This is a genomic window from Vibrio sp. B1FLJ16 (assembly GCF_905175385.1).
Taxonomy (GTDB): Bacteria; Pseudomonadota; Gammaproteobacteria; order Enterobacterales; family Vibrionaceae; genus Vibrio.
Map to the genome: position 1 here is coordinate 1,984,353 of NZ_HG992749.1, position 19,155 is coordinate 2,003,507.

Below are 19,155 nucleotides of genomic sequence, written 5' to 3' on the forward strand. Positions count from 1 at the left end.
CAGCTTCGTCTGCGGTTTTTTTTTGAAATTTTTTTCTGCCTCAAGCTGTCTATACCTACTGTATCCGTTATGAGTTGGGAAAAGGTAACCCTTCTGGAGTAAAATATGAATAAGAAACTGATTTTTGGGTTAATCCTACTGTTAACGATCATTGTACTGGCTGCAAGTTTTAGCCAATACCTCACTTTAGAGAACGCCAAAGCTCAACAAGAAGCGCTAAACGCGTATATCGAGCAAAATTTCCTGTTTGCCGCGACCCTCTATTTCCTGATTTACGTTTTAATTACTGCGTTTTCAATCCCCGGCGCTGCTGTGGTGACCTTACTGGGAGCCGCACTATTCGGTTTTTGGACCAGCTTAATGTTAGTCTCATTTGCGAGCACCATAGGCGCTACCCTTGCTTTCCTTAGTAGTCGCTACCTATTAAGAGATTGGGTTCAAACCAAGTTCGAAAATAAACTTTCTGCGATCAATAACGGCGTAGAAAAAGACGGCGCATTCTACCTGCTTTCATTACGCTTAATTCCTGTCTTCCCGTTTTTCCTGATTAATTTGTTGATGGGACTGACTCCGATGTCAGTGAGTCGATTTTATCTAACAAGCCAAGTCGGTATGCTCCCGGGCACTGCTGTATACCTGAACGCCGGTACACAGTTGGCCACAATAGATAGCCTTTCCGGTATCGTATCTCCCGGAGTTTTAGCATCATTTGCTTTACTGGGCTTGTTTCCTATTATTGCCAGATGGGTGATGAATAAACTAAGACCCAATCAAACTGAGCAAAACGGACATCTTCAATGAAAATATTTATTGCCAAAAACCCTGCAGAGGCGCATATCGTTTGCGGCTTACTTAAAACTGAGCAAATACAGTGCGAAGTTCGCGGTGAAGGACTTTTTGGTTTAAAAGGTGAGCTGCCGTTCAGTGATGAAACCGATCCCTACATATGGTTGTTCGCGCCTGAACAACAGATGAAAGCTTCGGTTATTGTTGATGCTTACCAGATGCAGGCTCAGCCAAATACTTACCAGGATTGGCGCTGCTCAGTGTGCTCAGAAATGAATGAGGGGCAATTTGGAGCGTGTTGGCGATGTGGTCATCAAATAGATGAGCATTAGGCTGCTCTAAAACAAATTGGAATATTAAGCTATTAAGCACTGCTGCTTAATAAACTCAATCGAATGCTGATTGAAGTCTTCAGGACGCTCTACGTTACAAACATGGCCGCAGTTCGGGATTTCACGCAGTACGCTAAGCTTGTGTGCCGCGACCATCTCTTTAACGGGTTGAATGAACATATAATCCCTGTCTCCCATTAAATAGAGTGTCGGAATTGGTAACTCTCTGTCTTTAAAATATCGCATTAAGGGATTCACATCTGACGCTAAAGTGTACCAGCGCTTAAACTCCTTCTGACAAAGCTTTTTGGCTTCGCGAACAAACAGCAAACGCGATTCACGTTGATTACGTTGTGGCATGACGATGTACGCGAAGAGCTTATACATCCACATATAAGGTAAAATATGTTTACCGAAATTACCCAGCGTTACGAGAATTTGTGACCGTGTGTTCAGCCGGGTAACTGCCCCCCCCAAAACCATTGAATTCACGCGTTCCGCAGCCAATTCGGCCAAGTTTCGAACGATAATGGTCCCTAGTGACATACCAACAAAATGCGCTGATTGGATTTTCAGGTGATCCAATACTTTTAATATGTCCTGCGTAACTTCAGTAAAGGTGTAACGACTCGTAATAAGCTCTTTCAATAACTGATTTGACTTTCCGTGCCCTCTCAGATCAATCAGCAGCAAATTAAAGTGTTGTTTATACGCTTTAATCTGCTTAAACCAAATGGAAGAACTGCCACCAGCACCATGCACGAAAACAACCCACTCATTACTGGTGGGGTGTAAGTAGGTTTTATGAAAAAGTAGTGACTTAGGCATATTCCACAATAAAAATAATGTTATTTAATGCGAAGAGCAATCCTACCACAAACGGTGGACTCAAGATAATGAAGGCACCAGTTAAGGTGCCTTTTGTTACAATTTTAGGCAACTCTGAACGCGTCAGTGCGGGAAAACGAGTTTTAAAGCGGAATGATAAAGCTTCAGATACTCTTCACCGGCTTTTCTCCAACAAAAATCTTTTTGCATCGCATGTAACTGGACGCGTTTTACTTCATCGTTATCTTGGGCGTAAAGAAGCAGAGCGCGTAGCATTATTAACAACAGAGCCTGAGGAGTTGGTTCATAGAACACAAATCCAGTTGCATCCGTTGGGTCTGCATCATAGTCATTAACACTGTCTTTAAGGCCGCCAACGCCTCGGACAATCGGCAAGGTACCATACGCCATACTATAGATTTGGTTTAAACCGCACGGCTCAAATTCTGAAGGCATTAAGAAGAAGTCAGATCCGGCCTCGACTAAATGTGCCAGTTCGTTATCGTACGCCTCGACGAAGACAAACTTGTCAGAAAACTGAGCGGCAACGTCTTCTAACTGTGCAGCAAGAGAAGGATCGCCGGTTCCGACCAAAACCAACTGCACGTCATGCTTAAGGAAATCCTGTAAAGCAGGTAATAAGTAGTGAACCCCTTTTTGCATAGTAAGGCGACAAACCATACCAAACAGTGCACACTCTTTTTGCTCCAAATTCAGACGTTTTTGCAGGGCTTTCTTACACGCCTTTTTCCCTTCTACCATGCTTTGCTCATTTGCCTGATAGTTGACTGGCAAATAAGTATCGGTTTCGGGGTTCCAAGCTGAGTAATCGCAGCCGTTGAGTATTCCAACCAAGTCGTTTGCCCTCTGTTGGAACTCCCACGACATGCCATGACTGCCAAGGTCCGTTTTCAACTCTTCTGCATAGGTTGGACTTACAGCATTTATTTTATCCGCATTCAGCACACCAGCTTTGAGCATTGAGATGTGAGTTGAGCTTACCGCAGCATCAGGAACATTATAGTTCTGAAACTCAGGTAGGCACTGCACATCGTCATAACGGAATACTCCTTTAAACACCGCATTGTGTATCGAAATAACACTATGTGTATTAACAAAAAACGGGTCTGATGCGTGTCGGTGTTTCAATAAAAACGGAACGAGACCTGTATGCCAGTCATTGGCATGTACAATATCAGGCCTGAAATCGAGTTTAGGTAGCATGTCCAGACAAGCCGCACTGAAGAAAGCAAAACGCTCCCCGTTATCTGTGTATGCCTGGTTATTCTCAGCATACATAGATGGGCGGTCAAAATATGGTTGGCAATCGATCAAATATACAGGGACATCACCCAAAAATAGCCGCAAAACCCGGTATTCAGTGTGTGGCCATGATGTTAACTGCGTTTCTAACAGTACCTCTGCCTCTTCCAACCTTTCAATGCCATTGTATGCTGGAATAGTGATTCGTACATCTTGCTGAAGTTGGTGAAGAGCTTCAGGCAGTGCCTTGGCAACATCTGCCAAGCCACCACTTTTAATCAATCCCTCGACTTCAGACGCTACAAACAGAATAGATAGTTTGTTAGTAGCCAACTCGTGCTCCTTTAGGAATGACGACAATACCATCATCTGACACATGGAAGTGTTTCTTATCTTCCTTCAGATTCACCCCAATCTGAGTGCCAGGTGCAATATCAGCGTTTTTATCCACAATAACCCGACGTAAAACACAGCCTTCGCCGATTTTAACGTCACCAAGGAGTATACATTCGCTTATATCACAAGCAGATGCAATATTACTTCGAAAACCAAGTACAGATTTTTCGATACGCGAGCCTCTTATATAGCTTCCGTTACACACTAAGCTGTCAATAATTTGCACACGACCGTTATCGGAATCAGTGAATGTCGCTGGGGGTAATGGCGGATAATAAGTATGTAACGGCCATTTGCGGTTATATAGCGAGAAAGGCGCATCTTTTTCCAGCAGATCCATATGTGCTTGCCAGTAGGCGTCGATTGTACCGACATCACGCCAGTAAACCTGTTCTTTCTCACCACTGATTTCATTAGTACTGAAATCATATACAAACACATCACCTCGAGGGAACATCTTAGGGATAATATCTTTACCGAAATCGTGTGATGATGCTTCGTTTTCGGCATCTTCAATCAGCTCAGAAAAGAGTACCTGAGCTTCAAAAACATAATTCCCCATTGAAACCAGCGCGTAATCAGGGTCTCCAGGAATGGATTTAGGGTTAGCTGGTTTTTCTTCAAAACCAACCATACGCCCATCACTGTCAACCTCAATGACACCAAACTGAGATGCTTCTTTTAGCGGCATACGTAACGCAGAAACGGTAAGTGAAGCCCCCTTCTCCGTATGAAAGTTGACCATCTGTTTTATGTCCATTTTATAAATGTGGTCAGAACCAAAGATACAGACTTGGTCTGGTTCTGACATCTCCATAAAACGCAGATTCTGATAGATGGCATCAGCCGTACCTTCATACCAGCGTTTACCAGTACGCATCTGCGCTGGGATCGGGTCAATAAAACGGTCAGTAATTCCGTTAATGTTCCAGCCTTTTTCAATGGTGGAACAGGGATTGAGATTTAAATTGAGTAAGGACGTAAATACGCATCAAATCCGCATTCACAAAGTTATTCAGCGCAAAGTCGATTAATCGATAACTACCGCCAAATGGTACCGCAGGTTTACTACGAGATTCAGTTAAAGGTCTTAAGCGAGAGCCTTCACCGCCAGCAAGAATCATTCCCAAAACACCAGCCATTGTTGTTCTCCACATTGTGTTATAGCTTGGATTGGATGCACGCTCGATTGAATGTTGTATGGGGAATCGAGTGAACAAGTTATAAGCCACGCACAGATCTTCTGTGAGTTCTTGTTACGTGGTGAAACGCGATAGTGTCTACCGACAACTATCTAGATGTTTATACTTTTCGAACATCAAAACAATGCACTCAGTTGCACTTGTTTTGTTGTAAATTATCTAAGTTGAATCTTAATTACAATTTTAAATGCACCTTTCTGTGTCATAGACAGGTATATCTTGGCCATTACGATAATCAGATCACAGCTAACAAAGTAATGGATTACATTGTGAAAACAAATTACGAACTAAATAACTACACATCGGGCTCAAGCTTTTAAAGCTGTAACCAGTTTAGTATGTCGGGCGGTTAGTTGTCTCGAAGCTACTTCAAGGTTATGACTGTAAAATGAAATAGAGAGAAGTTAAGGTTAGATTTTGTAGATTAGGTCATTAAGCAGTAAGAGTAGTTCTCTTATGTAAACTTAATGAGTAGCTGAAAAAGGTAAAAAATAAGGCAGCGATACCGCTGCCTTATTATTCACAAATTAAATTTATGCTTTCGCTTTTTTACGCTTATCGGTGACTTCCCATTTGCCATCGATATAAAGCGCTGTCCAGCCACTTGGCTTTCCGTCATCTTCAGAACGAACGTAGTTTTCTTTCGTCTTACGGCTAAAACGAACTACTGCCGGACGACCATCCGGGTCTTCCTGCGGCGCTGTCGCAAGGTATTTGAACTTCTCAGGTAAGCGCTCTTCGAAACGTGCAAGTTCTGAAACAAGCGGAGCTCTGGTTTCACGCGATTTAGGGAAGTTACTTGCAGCCATAAAGAGGCCTGACGCACCATCACGCAGTACAAAGTAAGCATCTGAGTTTTCACATGGAAGCTCAGGAAAATGCACCGGATCTTCTTTCGGTGGCGCGACTTCGCCGTTCTTCAGGATCTTACGAGTGTTCTTACAGCTTTCACTGGTACAGTCCATGTATTTACCGAAGCGACCGTTCTTAAGCACCATGTCAGAGCCACACTTGTCACACTCAACAACCGGGCCATCGTAGCCTTTTACTTTGAACTCACCGTATTCGACAATGTAGCCTTCACAGTTCGGGTTGTTACCACAAACATGCATCTTGCGTTTATCATCGATAAGATACGCATCCATCGCTGTTTCACAGATAGGACAACGTTTCTTGGCTCGAAGAGCTGCAGTTTCCACGTCCTCTTCCAGGACGTTAATGATGCCTTCTTCGTCACCTAAGTTAATGGTGGTTTTACAACGCTCTTTTGGCGGCAGCGCATAACCAGAACAACCAAGGAAAACACCTGTTGATGCTGTACGGATACCCATAGGACGGCCACAAGTCGGACACTCAATATCTGTCATCACAATGTGGTTAAGCTTCATCCCACCTTCTGACTCGTCCTGCTCTGCTTTTTCAAGGTCACCAGTAAAGTCCGCGAAGAAGTTGTCGAGTACCGCTTTCCAGTTCACTTCGCCTTCTGCAACCTGGTCCAGCTTCTGTTCCATTCGTGCAGTAAAGTCGTAGTTCATCAGGTCGTTGAAGCTATCATCTAAACGGTCAGTAACGATTTCACCCATTTTTTCTGCGTAGAATCGTCGCTGTTCCACTTTCACGTAACCGCGATCCTGAATCGTAGAGATGATAGATGCGTACGTCGAAGGTCGGCCAATACCACGCTTTTCAAGCTCTTTAACTAAAGCCGCTTCAGTGTATCTCGCCGGTGGCTTGGTAAAGTGCTGTTTTGGATCAAGCGATTCAAGACTTAACGTGTCACCAAGTTGAACTGCCGGAAGAATGGTATCTTCATTTTTGCCCATTGGACGTTGTACACGAGTCCAACCATCAAACTTAAGAATACGACCTTTTGCTTTCAGGGTGTATTCCGCTGCTTTTACACTGATGGTGGTTGAATCGTATTCTGCTGGTGTCATCTGACAAGCTACAAACTGATTCCAGATTAACGAATAAAGCTTGTGAGCGTCAGCGTCTACGCCTTGCAGGTCTTCCGCCTTAACAGCAACATCAGAAGGACGAATCGCTTCGTGCGCTTCTTGCGCACCCTCTTTGCTACCGTATTTTAGCGGTGTTTTAGGCAGATATTTGTCACCAAACTCTGAACCGATGAAGTCACGAACGGCATCCACAGCTTCTGCACTCAAGTTTGTAGAGTCAGTACGCATGTAGGTGATGTAACCCGCTTCATACAGACGTTGCGCCAGCATCATGGTCTTTTTAACGCCGTAGCCCAGACGTGTACTCGCAGCTTGTTGCAGAGTTGATGTGATGTATGGCGCAGACGGCTTACTTTTCGTCGGGCGGTCTTCCCGCTTGCAGACTTCGTAGCGTGCGTTTTCAAGCACAGACATGGCTGCTTTTGTTTCTGTCTCGTTGACAGGCTTGAACACAACACCATCTTTCTGAGCAACAAGCAGTTTAAAATCTGCTTTATCTTTGGTCTTTGTATTCGCGTGTATATCCCAGAACTCTTCTGGTACGAATGCATTGATTTCTCGCTCACGCTCAACCAGCAGCTTAACCGCTACGGACTGTACACGGCCCGCTGACAAGCCCCGCGCAACTTTCTTCCATAGTAAAGGAGAAACCATAAAACCAACCACACGGTCCATGAATCGACGTGCTTGCTGCGCGTTAACACCATCCATATTCAGCTCACCAGGAGTCTGGAAAGCTTGCTGGATAGCATTTTTGGTAATTTCGTTAAAGACTACTCGTTTGTATCGCTCTTCATCGCCACCGATGATCTCACGAAGGTGCCATGCGATTGCTTCCCCCTCGCGGTCCAAATCGGTTGCGAGATAAACGTAATCTGCATCTTTGGCTAATTTTTGTAACTCGCTGACGACTTTTTCTTTGCCCGGCAGAATCTGATAGTTCGCTTCCCAGTCATGATATGGGTTAATCCCCATTTTTTTGATCAGCGCTTTACGATCTTTCTCTTTCTTGACTCGTGCTTTCTCTTCAGCACTCATCCCTTTTGTTGAAATGGCAGCAGCTTTCTCACCAGTGCTTTGACCGGCCGTAGGCAGATCACGCACATGACCAACACTAGACTTAACAACAAAGTCTTTACCAAGGTACTTATTTATTGTCTTTGCCTTGGCTGGTGACTCCACTATAACGAGTGATTTACCCATAACTGACTCTAACGTCCTTCATAATAATGCGAGTAAAACCCCGAACCGGAGATTACCCGCATAATGTTCTAATTCATTGCTTCTTTTTTTACTATTGTGCGAGATGAAAAGAAGGTCAACTGCTTTTTTGAAATTCAGATTCGATTGGTTGACAATTCATCGTCTTTATACTTCAAAGAGACAGGGTTCTGAAAGGTCTTTGAGCGACATATCTAATCAGGCAAACTTTACTACTGCTAATCGAATTCAGTAAATTTTGTTCCTCATCACAAAATATTTTGCCTTTGAAGTGTGAAATCGAGTGTGAGCCTAGGTCGTTTGATGAAATCAATAATCTGCTTGATTAAACCGAGATAGAGTTATAATCACCTGCAAATTATAGGTATACTTCGCAGTATTGAATTACTGAATGACGGGAACGTTATGTCTGATAGAAAGTTTATTGAAGAGTTTGACCTTCTTTTAATCGCGAACCAAATCATCCAGGAACACGATGATTACATCGAAGGAATGCGCGCGACAAGCGTAGAAGAAAAAGACGACGTTTTGGTGTTTAAAGGCGAGTATTTCCTGGACGATAAAGGAATGCCAACGATGAACACAACGGCTGTTTTCAATATGTTCAAGTACCTCGCACATCATCTTTCAAAAGAATTTACGCTAAATAAATAAGCACTTAGATGCTTGCACAATTAAAAAAGCCAGAGCTTTAGAGACTCTGGCTTTTGATTGAGATATTTTCTTAACAACTTAATGACTGAAGTTTGTCGAAATAATCCGGAAACGTCTTAGATGTACACTTAGGATCATTAATTGTCACTGGTGTATCACTCAGTGCTACCAGAGAAAAGCACATCGCCATTCGGTGATCATCATAGGTATCGATCGCAGCATGTTTAAGCTGAGAAACCGGCTTAACAATAATATAGTCCTCACCCTCTTCTACTTCAGCACCAACTTTACGAAGCTCAGTCGCCATAGCAGACAAACGATCGGTCTCTTTTACGCGCCAGTTATATACGTTACGAATAGCAGTTGTACCTTCTGCAAACAGAGCGGTTGTGGCAATTGTCATTGCAGCATCCGGGATATGGTTATAATCCATGTCGATCCCTTTAAGCTTGCCAGCACGGGCAATTACATAATCATCGCCCCATTCGATCTCTGCGCCCATTTTTTCGAGAGCGTCTGCAAACTGAATGTCACCCTGGATACTGTTTTTACCAATACCAGTAACTTTAACCTCACCACCTTTAATTGCCGCAGCAGCCAGGAAGTAAGAAGCGGAAGATGCGTCGCCTTCTACCAGAAAATCACCAGGTGCGACATAATGCTGGCCCGCAGGAATGACAAACTCTTGATAGTCATTGTTAATAACGTTCACGCCAAACTGTTTCATGATATGCAACGTGATATCAATGTATGGCTTAGATACCAGTTCACCTTCAATATGAATACGCACTTCGCCTTCCGCCAGTGGTGCCGACATCAGGAAAGCTGTCAGAAATTGACTAGAAATGGAACCATCAATCGATACCGTACCCGATTTTAAACCCGTACCGATAATTTTAAGCGGTGGGTAATTTTCGTTTTCAAGGTACTGTATGTTTGCACCAGCTTCCTGCAATGCAGTAACTAGGTGACCGATTGGACGCTCTTTCATACGAGGCTCGCCAGTCAACACGTATTCACCTTCACCGAGACATAATGCAGCGGCTAAAGGGCGCATTGCTGTTCCTGCATTCCCCAAAAACAGCTCGACCGGCTCAGATACCGAAAACGGGTGGCCTAAGCCTTCAACAACACATTCGGTTTTATCATCAGATAACTGATACTGAACACCAAGTGTTGTGAGCGCATTAAGCATATGACGGATATCGTCGCTATCGAGAAGGTTAGTCAGGCGAGTGGTGCCTTGGGCTAAAGCGGCTAATAACAGTGCTCGGTTAGAAACGCTCTTCGAGCCAGGAAGGTTGACTTCCCCTTGGATTTTACTGATTGGTTGTAACGTTAGGCTTTCCATTAAAAGTTGATAATCCTTTGTGCTCTCATTTCATGATGTGTTGAGAGCTAAACAATTCTTCGTGGATTCAGACTATCGAAAAAACCAACACAAAACCAGAGTAAATCTAGGCTAATTTATGAATAATTAGTCAGCAGGTTTATTTGTTAGGAATCCACCGTTTCGCCAGACAAATCAGACGTCTTTTTCCAGTATTGCTACGTTCGTTAAATAGGCAGCATTGGCGAAAAATGGTAAAAGCAGTATGATCCCAACCATACTCTCCCTGTATTTTGCGTTTGGGTCATCATAAACCTTGTGTTGGTAATGAATTCTGTATGGCAATCTATTTGACTGAACTGGATAACACATTCAATTTTCCCTCGCCTTATAAAGCGCTGAGTGATCCGAACGGTTTGCTTGCTTTCGGTGGTGATTTGGATCCAATGAGAATACTCAACGGCTATCATCAAGGTATATTCCCATGGTATGGTCCCGGCGAGCCTATTCTGTGGTGGAGCCCTTCTCCGCGAGCCGTTTTTGATCCTTCGACTTTTCAACCGTCTAAAAGTCTTAAAAAGTTTCAACGAAAACACAATTACCAAGTCACCCTTAACCAGGCTACAGAGCGTGTTATTAATCTCTGCTCTTCAACTCGACCTGCATGTGAAACCTGGCTAAATGAAGATATGCAAGCCGCGTATATAGAACTCGCTAATCTCGGCTACTGTCACTCTGTAGAGGTATGGCATGAGGATGAACTAATCGGAGGGTTATATGGAATAAGTGTCGGGTTACTTTTTTGTGGCGAATCTATGTTTAGTTTAAAGGACAATGCATCAAAAATTGCCTTGTGGTATCTATGTAATCATTTGAAAACTAAACAAGGTCAACTGATTGACTGCCAGATCATGAACCCACACTTAGCCTCACTTGGTGCATTTGAGATCGAGCGAGACGCCTTTATGCAAAAGCTACTATCTTTAAGAGAAAAGCAGACAGCACCAGACACTTTTGAGCCTCAGGTTTTGCGGAACTCTCAATTATGAGCACGGATTTACAACACATTCGTATCGGGTTAACTAACAACCACCCTTGTAGTTACTTACCAGAGCAACAAGAGCGCGTTGCGGTCGCACTTGATGAGAGTTTACACACTGCAAAAAACTATCAACTTTTAATGGCAAATGGTTTTAGACGCAGTGGCGATACAATTTACAAACCGCATTGTGAGCACTGCAATGCATGCCAGCCAATCCGTATAGCGGTTAAGTATTCTACCCCATCAAAAAGTCAAAAACGTTTACTCAAAAAAGCGCAACTTTTCCGTTGGGAAATGAAACCAAAAATGGACGAAGATTGGTTTGATTTATATAGCCGTTACATTTCTAAACGGCACCAGAACGGTACTATGTACCCACCTAAGCGCGACGAGTTTGCTCGGTTCGCTCAAACAAACTGGCTGACTACCTTGTATTTGCACGTCTATAATGAATCTAATCAATTAATAGCCGTGGCCGTCACGGATATAATGGACCATTGTTCGAGTGCTTTTTATACATTTTTTGACCCTGATTGCCCTTTATCCCTGGGAACATTAGCGGTTTTGTATCAAATAGAATATTGCCAGGAGCATAACCAGCAGTGGCTATATCTGGGTTATCAGATTGATGAATGTCCAGCAATGAACTATAAAACACGCTTTCAGCACCACCAAAGGCTAGTAAATCAGCGTTGGCAAGGGTAGAATACGCCCCAACTTTACATAATTACTTTTTAGCGGCACAATATCGCCCGCTAATATTTGCCTAATTTCTAAAGAGGATTAAATGGCTAAAGAAGACGTAATTGAGATGCAAGGCACTGTCCTTGACACTCTACCAAACACTATGTTCCGTGTTGAACTTGAAAACGGTCACGTTGTGACTGCTCATATCTCTGGCAAGATGCGTAAGAACTACATCCGTATCCTTACGGGTGACAAAGTAACTGTAGAGATGACTCCATACGACCTGTCTAAAGGCCGCATCGTCTTCCGCGCTCGTTAATCTTTGATTTTCGGATGCAAATAAAAAACGGAGTGCTGAGCTCCGTTTTTTATTTGTGGTCGAAGTATTGGTTAGTAACCCATACTCAGTATTTACAAAAAGGATGCGAAGTACGCATCCTTTTTTATTTATCTTAGGGTTGAACACTGGGCCTAGTGTACTGCGGCTTCTTTTTCACTCAAGTATTCAAACTCCAGCGCATCGTTAACAAGAGTAACTTTAACAGTACCGCCGTTGACCAGTGAACCAAACAGAAGTTCATTGGCGAGCGGTTTCTTAAGTTGCTCTTGAATAACACGCCCCATAGGTCGGGCACCCATAGCTTTGTCGTAACCTTTATTTGCTAACCAGTGACGTGCGTCTTGCGAAACTTCCATAGAAACTCCGCGCGCATCCAGCTGTACCTGGAGCTCAACAATAAACTTATCGACAACTTGATGAATGACACTCTCATCAAGACTGTTAAACCAGATAATATTGTCCAAGCGGTTACGAAACTCTGGCGTGAATACTTTCTTGATCTCTGCCATTGCATCGTGACTATTGTCTTGCTGAATAAGGCCAATGGATTTTCGCTCAGTTTCAGCTACGCCCGCGTTCGTGGTCATGACAAGAATCACGTTACGGAAGTCTGCTTTACGGCCGTTGTTATCCGTTAGGGTACCGTTATCCATAACCTGAAGTAACAAGTTAAAGATATCAGGATGCGCCTTCTCAATTTCATCCAGCAACACAACAGAGTGAGGATGTTTGATAACCGCATCAGTCAACAAGCCCCCCTGATCGTAGCCTACGTAACCTGGAGGTGCACCGATTAAACGGCTCACCGAGTGACGTTCACCATATTCAGACATATCAAAACGCAGCAGCTCAATACCAAGTAACTTAGATAGCTGCACTGTAACTTCCGTTTTACCCACACCGGTAGGTCCTGCAAACAGGAACGAACCTACAGGCTTGTTGTCTACCCCAAGCCCTGCACGCGTTAACTTAATAGCTTCAGACAATGCATCTATGGCATTGTCCTGACCGAATACCAAAAGCTTCATCTTTCTGTCTAAGTTCTTCAAAATATCTTTGTCTGATGAAGAAACTGACTTCTCTGGAATTCGAGCCATTTTTGCGACCATGGCTTCGATCTCTGCAACACCAACCGTCTTCTTACGACGACTAACAGGTGCTAAGCGGCTACATGCGCCAGCTTCGTCAATAACGTCAATCGCTTTATCTGGCAAATGACGCTCATTGATATATTTTGCAGAAAGCTCTACCGCCGCTCGAAGTGCTTTATTTGTGTAGCGAACTTCATGGTGAGCTTCATATTTAGGTTTAAGACCCATGAGGATCTTGGTCGTATCATCAAGTGACGGCTCGACAACATCGATTTTTTGGAAACGACGAGACAGTGCACGCTCTTTCTCGAAAATATTGCTGTACTCTTGATACGTTGTAGAACCTATACAACGCAGCTTACCGCTGCTTAGCAGTGGTTTAATTAAGTTAGCAGCATCAACCTGCCCGCCAGAAGCGGCACCAGCACCAATAATTGTGTGTATTTCATCAATGAAGAGAATGGCATCGTCTTCTTTCTCAAGTTGCTTCAAAATGGTTTTGAAACGCTTCTCGAAGTCACCACGATATTTGGTACCAGCAAGCAATGAACCGATATCCAAAGAGTAAATCACACTATTTTGAATCACTTCAGGCACCTGCCCTTCAACGATTCTCCAAGCCAAACCTTCCGCAATGGCTGTCTTACCTACCCCAGCTTCACCTACCAGTAATGGATTATTTTTACGCCGGCGGCACAGTACCTGGATAGTACGTTCAAGTTCTTTGTCGCGCCCAATTAGAGGATCAATATGCCCCTCTCTGGCAGCTTGGTTCAGGTTAGTAGCAAAACTCTCTAATCGCTCTTCGCCATTAGGATCGTCGACGCTTTCTGAACTGAAAGAATCGGATGAAGACGGATCTTCACTTGCCCCTGAAGCTTTAGTTATACCGTGGGAGATAAAGTTAACGATGTCCAGGCGAGAGATGTCGTTCTTTTTAAGGAGGTAAGCGGCATGCGACTCTTGCTCACTAAAAATTGCAACAAGTACGTTTGCCCCAGTTACTTCATTGCGACCAGACGACTGAACATGAAATACTGCGCGTTGCAGTACGCGTTGGAAACTTAAAGTCGGTTGGGTTTCACGAGTCTCATCACTGTCAGGGATAAGAGGCGTAGTTTGATCGATAAAAATATCGAGTTCGTTGCGCAAAGCGTCCAAATCGGCTTTGCAGGCTAATAAGGCTTCCTTCGCTGCATCATTTTCTAATAATGCAAGTAGGAGGTGTTCGACTGTCATAAACTCATGACGTTTGTCGCGCGCACGAGCGAATGCACTGTTAAGGCTTGACTCTAATTCTTTGTTTAGCATAAGTACCTCCCGAAAAGACAGCTGGGGTTGTTCGAGCAAGTCTTCTTTTACGCTTGCTCCATAGTGCAAAGTAACGGATGTTCATTTTCCCTTGCGTACATCGTAACTTGCGCTACTTTTGTCTCGGCAATTTCTGCGCTGTATGTTCCGCAAACTGCCTTTCCTTCGTAGTGAACCTTGAGCATTATTTGGGTCGCTTTATCAATATCGTGAGAAAAGAATCGCTCAAGTACCTCTATGACAAAATCCATAGGTGTATAATCATCATTATTGAGTACAACGTTATACAGCTTAGGTGGCTGAATTTTTGTACTTTCTTTCTCCAGAAGATCAGAGTCTGGAGTCACCCATTCAAAATTTTTACTCATGGCACATTAAAGATATCGTATCAAGGGGTTGATGTTTTCGACCTATAAAAACAATCTACCACAAGCATGCCGAGCGGTGTAGTGAGAAGTGACACCGAAGTAGAACTTTGATAGATAAAAATTACTACCTTATATAGAGACTAATGCACCTCCAGCGGGCACGCAAATAAAAGATGCGGATCGATTTACCATACGCTTATCTTTAACCATCACTCTATTCAGTACGCCATTTTTTGCTCTTAAACCGGACTTCGTATTCCAAAATCACCGCCTGTTTCAGATCACAATTTTTTCAAAATAATACGATACTTATAGCCAAATATTCACTTTCTATGCAGTTAGATGATTTCACTATGTTATGCAAAAAAACTAGTATGGTTTCTTATTTGCACTAACCTAATTCAGCCAAACTAACTAAACGTCGGTCAACCTCAACCAAATTTGTTTATAAAATTGTTAATCTCAAAACTGATTTGTTTTCAATAATGTTTCTATTTGTTGCATTACACTATTGACTGTATTAATTCATTGACTACAGTGGAGAGTATTGATGCATAAATATCATCTCGATAAATCTATAAGATAAAGGCTCGAGACGTAAAGCAGCATCAGAGAGGATAAACGTTCGGATTAGTATTTATCTTCAGTCGTTAAAAGTAGTTCCAAGTTAAAGGTATAACTTGGTGAGTAACAACAGTTAAAAATGCATGAGGGATGTATAAGCATGGCTACAGGTACAGTAAAGTGGTTTAACAATGCCAAAGGATTTGGGTTTATCTGTTCAGACGAAGAAGAAGGAGATATCTTTGCCCACTACTCGACTATCCAGATGGACGGTTATCGTACACTGAAAGCAGGCCAACAAGTCTCATATGAGATTGAAAAAGGTCCGAAAGGTTGCCACGCAAGCAGCGTAATACCAATCGAGGACCAAGCTAAGTAATTTACTTCGCTGTCGAAAACAAACCTGTGCTCACGTAATAGCGAATTGTCATTACGCAGAGACAAATAAACCCGCCATGTTAGCGGGTTTTTTATTATCAGGAAAACACACCTAATAAGGTGTGTTCCGTAGTTCTTACTTCTCGATAATTGTGTTTAGAGTCAAACTTGGACGCATTAATTTAGAAACTAATGTGTCATCAAGTAGGTAGTAACCACCTAGCTCACCCTTAACACCTTGCGCGTTGTTCAACTCAGCAACAATCGCTTCTTCATTTTCTGATAATGCTTTTGCAATTGGAGCAAACTCTGCAGCCAGATCAGAATCAGCAGTTTGTTCAGCCAGTGCTTTTGCCCAGTATGAAGCAAGGTAGTAATGACTACCACGGTTATCCAGCTCACCAACTTTACGCGATGGTGATTTATTTTGGTCCAGGAACTCACCCGTTGCTTTATCAAGAGTATCCGCCAGCACTTGTGCTTTAGCGTTACCCGTTACAACACTCAGGTGCTCTAAAGAAGCCGCCAGCGCAAGGAACTCACCTAGTGAATCCCAACGAAGATGGTTTTCTTTCTCAACTTGCTGAACGTGCTTAGGTGCAGAACCACCAGCTCCGGTTTCAAACAGACCGCCACCATTCATCAGAGGTACAATCGACAGCATCTTAGCTGATGTACCCAGCTCCAAAATCGGGAACAAATCAGTCAGGTAGTCGCGTAGTACGTTACCAGTTACAGAAATTGTATCCAGACCTGCTTTAATACGCTCTAGAGAGTACAGACATGCGTCGACTGGCGATAGAATCTTAATCTCCAAGCCATCTGTATCGTGATCCGGTAAGTAAGCATTTACCTTTTTAATCAGCTCAGCATCATGCGCACGGTTTTCATCTAACCAGAATACCGCTGGCACACCTGTAGCGCGTGCACGAGTAACCGCCAGTTTTACCCAATCTTGAATTGGAGCATCTTTAACCTGACACATACGGAAGATATCACCTTGCTCAACAGCTTGCTCCAGAAGAACCTGACCCGCTGTATCTACAACACGTACTGTACCTGCTGCATCAAGAATGAATGTCTTGTCATGTGAACCGTACTCTTCTGCTTTTTGCGCCATGAGGCCAACGTTCGGTACGCTACCCATAGTTGTAGGGTCGAATGCACCGTGCTCTTTGCAGAAGTCGATAACTGCTTGGTAAATACCTGCATAGCTACGATCCGGGATCATTGCTTTAGTATCTTTTTGCTTACCGTCTGGTCCCCACATTTGACCAGAAGAACGAAGCATTGCCGGCATAGATGCATCAACAATGATATCACTTGGTACGTGCAGGTTAGTGATACCGCGGTCAGAGTCAACCATTGCCAGCTCAGGCTGAGTTTGGTAAACCGCCTGAATTGCCGCTTCAATTTCTTCTTTTTGATCTGCTGGAAGCGTTTCTATTTTCGCGTACACATCACCAAGACCGTTATTTACATCAACACCAAGCTCTTCGAATAGCTTGCCGTACTTAGCAAATACGTCTTTGTAGTACACTTTGACTGCGTGGCCGAAAATGACCGGGTCAGAGACCTTCATCATGGTCGCTTTCATGTGTAGTGATAACAGCACATCTTGTGCTTTTGCTTCAGCGATCTCTTTTTCAAAGAATTCAACAAGTGCCTTCTTATTCATCACTGAACAGTCAATCACTTCTTTATCTAACAGCGGGAATGCCGCTTTAAGTTCTTTAACTGCTCCGTCAGCACCAACAAACTCGATTTTTACATCGGTCGCACCTGAAATCGTGGTCGATTTTTCGCTACCAAAGAAGTCGTTACCAGACATGCTAGCTACGTGTGATTTTGAGTCTGGTGACCATGCACCCATTGAGTGAGGGTTTTTCTTAGCATAGTTCTTAACAGAAAGCGGAGCACGACGGTCTGAGTTACCTTCACGAAGAACTGGGTTTACTGCACTGCCCTTAATTTTGTCGTAAGCAGCTTTAATTGCTTCTTCTTCGTAAGTTGCTGGCTCTTCAGGGTAGTTAGGTAAATCGTATCCTTTACCCTGAAGCTCTTTGATTGCAGCTTTCAGCTGCGGGATAGACGCAGAAATATTCGGTAGCTTGATGATGTTTGCTTCTGGAGTCTGTGCAAGAGCACCAAGCTCTGTCAACGCATCGCCAATACGTTGTTCTTCTTTCAAATGCTCTGGGAAGTTAGCGATAATTCGACCTGCTAGTGAAATATCACGAGTATCTACGTTAATGCCAGACGATGCTGTGAACGATTGAATGATTGGTAGCAATGAGTATGTTGCAAGCGCTGGTGCTTCATCGGTGATGGTGTAGATAATTGTAGGCTTTTCTGTAGGCATGAAATTTCCCTATTTTTTTAATCAACTTGTTGGTTGATCAACTCAAGTTCTGAGTTGGTTTATTTGACGCACTGCCCCGCTTTTTAGAAGTTCGATTCCCCTAGGTAACGCGACATGCGGTGTGCACTCTTTGTTATAGTTTTGAGAGCTTGGCTCCTAATCCATGGGCACACGGATATAATTAAACAAATAACACGAAATAGTCTATCATTCTGTGCGCGTTTATTAAATTTAGGCGCGCAAATGATATCCCATCATGAGAAAACTTAAAACTTTCAAACACACTTCATTTACATTTTTGCAGGGTAGTTAACATGTCATCTCGCACAGGTTATGGAAAAGGTCATCGTAGTAATCAATCTAAAGCGGGGCATTTTAAACGCACAGCAAAGCCACAATCGCAAGAGCAGAATAAGAACAGACGTCGCCCTATACGCAATACACAAACTCAAAAAACACGTATTGACCCAAAAGATCGTAAGGTCATCATTTTTAATAAACCTTATGACACTCTCAGCCAGTTTACTGACGGTGAAGGTCGAAAAACACTCGCCGATTATATTCCCGTAAGAGATGTTTATGCGGCAGGCCGTTTAGATCGCGATAGCGAAGGCCTGATGGTGCTGACCAATGACGGCATTTTGCAGGCAAAACTCACTCAGCCCAAGTCAAAGTCCCCTAAGACGTACTGGGTACAAGTTGATGGCACACCACGAGAAGACGATCTGGAAAAGTTACGTAAAGGCGTCGAGCTGAAAGACGGTATGACACTTCCGGCGAAGGTCGAAATCATGGAGGAACCAGATATTTGGCAGAGAACACCACCGGTGCGATTTCGTGCCAATATTCCTACGACATGGTTATCCATTACTATCATTGAGGGCAGAAACCGCCAGGTGAGACGTATGACTGCCCATATCGGTTTCCCGACACTACGCCTGGTACGTTATTCAATGGGCGACATCAGATTAGGAACTCTTCAGCCTGGTGAGTGGAGAGAAATTGCGCTTTAACCTCTAAACACAAAAAACAAGCGCTTATA

The 19,155-nt window shown here is 43.5% G+C and carries 15 protein-coding genes and 1 pseudogene; 8 read left to right on the forward strand and 8 right to left on the reverse strand.

Annotated elements, in window-relative coordinates; all coding sequences use genetic code 11:
- Positions 1-105 precede the first annotated feature (105 nt).
- Positions 106-801 (forward strand): TVP38/TMEM64 family protein, encoded by a 696-nt coding sequence (locus KHN79_RS09005; protein ID WP_182008469.1) that lies wholly within the window; start codon positions 106-108, stop codon positions 799-801.
- Positions 798-1,118, forward strand: coding sequence for a DUF2007 domain-containing protein (locus KHN79_RS09010; RefSeq protein ID WP_182008470.1), 321 nt, complete (start codon positions 798-800; stop codon positions 1,116-1,118). Before KHN79_RS09005 ends, KHN79_RS09010 begins: the two co-directional genes overlap by 4 nt.
- Before the next feature lie 24 nt (positions 1,119-1,142).
- Here KHN79_RS09010 and KHN79_RS09015 read toward each other — a convergent pair whose 3' ends face one another.
- From KHN79_RS09015 to topA, 4 genes and pseudogenes are all read right to left on the reverse strand, one after another.
- The gene (locus tag KHN79_RS09015; RefSeq protein WP_182008471.1) at positions 1,143-1,946 is read right to left on the reverse strand and encodes an alpha/beta hydrolase; all 804 of its coding nucleotides are present in this window, start codon (positions 1,944-1,946) and stop codon (positions 1,143-1,145) included.
- A 123-nt stretch (positions 1,947-2,069) separates the two neighbouring features.
- A complete protein-coding gene (glgA, locus tag KHN79_RS09020; protein ID WP_182008472.1) occupies positions 2,070-3,542 on the reverse strand; it encodes a glycogen synthase GlgA in 1,473 nt (490 codons plus the stop codon).
- Positions 3,532-4,747 (reverse strand): annotated as a pseudogene (gene glgC / locus KHN79_RS09025) (glucose-1-phosphate adenylyltransferase). Before glgC ends, glgA begins: the two are co-directional and overlap by 11 nt.
- Before the next feature lie 593 nt (positions 4,748-5,340).
- Positions 5,341-7,968, reverse strand: a complete 2,628-nt coding sequence (gene topA / locus KHN79_RS09030) for a type I DNA topoisomerase (RefSeq protein WP_182008474.1) — start codon at positions 7,966-7,968, stop codon at positions 5,341-5,343.
- Positions 7,969-8,391: 423 nt separating this feature from the next.
- Here topA and KHN79_RS09035 point away from each other — a divergent pair, with 423 nt between their 5' ends.
- Positions 8,392-8,640 carry a YciN family protein gene (locus tag KHN79_RS09035; RefSeq protein WP_182008475.1) on the forward strand — a complete coding sequence of 83 codons (249 nt, stop codon included), beginning with the start codon at positions 8,392-8,394 and terminating at the stop codon, positions 8,638-8,640.
- A 70-nt stretch (positions 8,641-8,710) separates the two neighbouring features.
- Here the strand turns inward: KHN79_RS09035 and aroA are convergent, their stop codons facing one another.
- On the reverse strand, positions 8,711-9,991 hold the full coding sequence (aroA, locus tag KHN79_RS09040; protein WP_182008476.1) for a 3-phosphoshikimate 1-carboxyvinyltransferase: 1,281 nt from the start codon (positions 9,989-9,991) through the stop codon (positions 8,711-8,713).
- Between the two features lie 317 nt (positions 9,992-10,308).
- Here aroA and aat point away from each other — a divergent pair, with 317 nt between their 5' ends.
- From aat to infA, 3 genes are all read left to right on the forward strand, one after another.
- The gene (gene aat, locus KHN79_RS09045; RefSeq protein ID WP_182008477.1) at positions 10,309-11,019 is read left to right on the forward strand and encodes a leucyl/phenylalanyl-tRNA--protein transferase; all 711 of its coding nucleotides are present in this window, start codon (positions 10,309-10,311) and stop codon (positions 11,017-11,019) included.
- Complete coding sequence (locus KHN79_RS09050; protein WP_182008478.1) at positions 11,016-11,717, forward strand: arginyltransferase; 702 nt, start codon at positions 11,016-11,018, stop codon at positions 11,715-11,717. The genes aat and KHN79_RS09050 overlap by 4 nt, the downstream gene beginning before the upstream one ends.
- An 82-nt stretch (positions 11,718-11,799) precedes the next feature.
- Positions 11,800-12,018 (forward strand): translation initiation factor IF-1, encoded by a 219-nt coding sequence (infA, locus tag KHN79_RS09055; RefSeq protein WP_001040192.1) that lies wholly within the window; start codon positions 11,800-11,802, stop codon positions 12,016-12,018.
- Positions 12,019-12,170: 152 nt separating this feature from the next.
- Here the strand turns inward: infA and clpA are convergent, their stop codons facing one another.
- Positions 12,171-14,441: an ATP-dependent Clp protease ATP-binding subunit ClpA gene (gene clpA / locus KHN79_RS09060; RefSeq protein WP_182008479.1), complete on the reverse strand. Its 2,271-nt coding sequence runs from the start codon at positions 14,439-14,441 to the stop codon at positions 12,171-12,173.
- Between the two features lie 47 nt (positions 14,442-14,488).
- Positions 14,489-14,809 (reverse strand): ATP-dependent Clp protease adapter ClpS, encoded by a 321-nt coding sequence (gene clpS / locus KHN79_RS09065; RefSeq protein WP_182008480.1) that lies wholly within the window; start codon positions 14,807-14,809, stop codon positions 14,489-14,491.
- 724 nt (positions 14,810-15,533) lie between these two features.
- On the opposite strand from clpS, the gene cspD reads away from it, so the two are divergent.
- Positions 15,534-15,752 carry a cold shock domain-containing protein CspD gene (cspD, locus tag KHN79_RS09070; RefSeq protein WP_182008481.1) on the forward strand — a complete coding sequence of 73 codons (219 nt, stop codon included), beginning with the start codon at positions 15,534-15,536 and terminating at the stop codon, positions 15,750-15,752.
- Positions 15,753-15,887: 135 nt separating this feature from the next.
- Here the strand turns inward: cspD and KHN79_RS09075 are convergent, their stop codons facing one another.
- A complete protein-coding gene (locus tag KHN79_RS09075; RefSeq protein WP_182008482.1) occupies positions 15,888-18,113 on the reverse strand; it encodes an NADP-dependent isocitrate dehydrogenase in 2,226 nt (741 codons plus the stop codon).
- 314 nt (positions 18,114-18,427) lie between these two features.
- On the opposite strand from KHN79_RS09075, the gene KHN79_RS09080 reads away from it, so the two are divergent.
- The gene (locus KHN79_RS09080; protein ID WP_182008483.1) at positions 18,428-19,126 is read left to right on the forward strand and encodes a pseudouridine synthase; all 699 of its coding nucleotides are present in this window, start codon (positions 18,428-18,430) and stop codon (positions 19,124-19,126) included.
- The last annotated feature ends 29 nt before the right edge of the window (positions 19,127-19,155 follow it).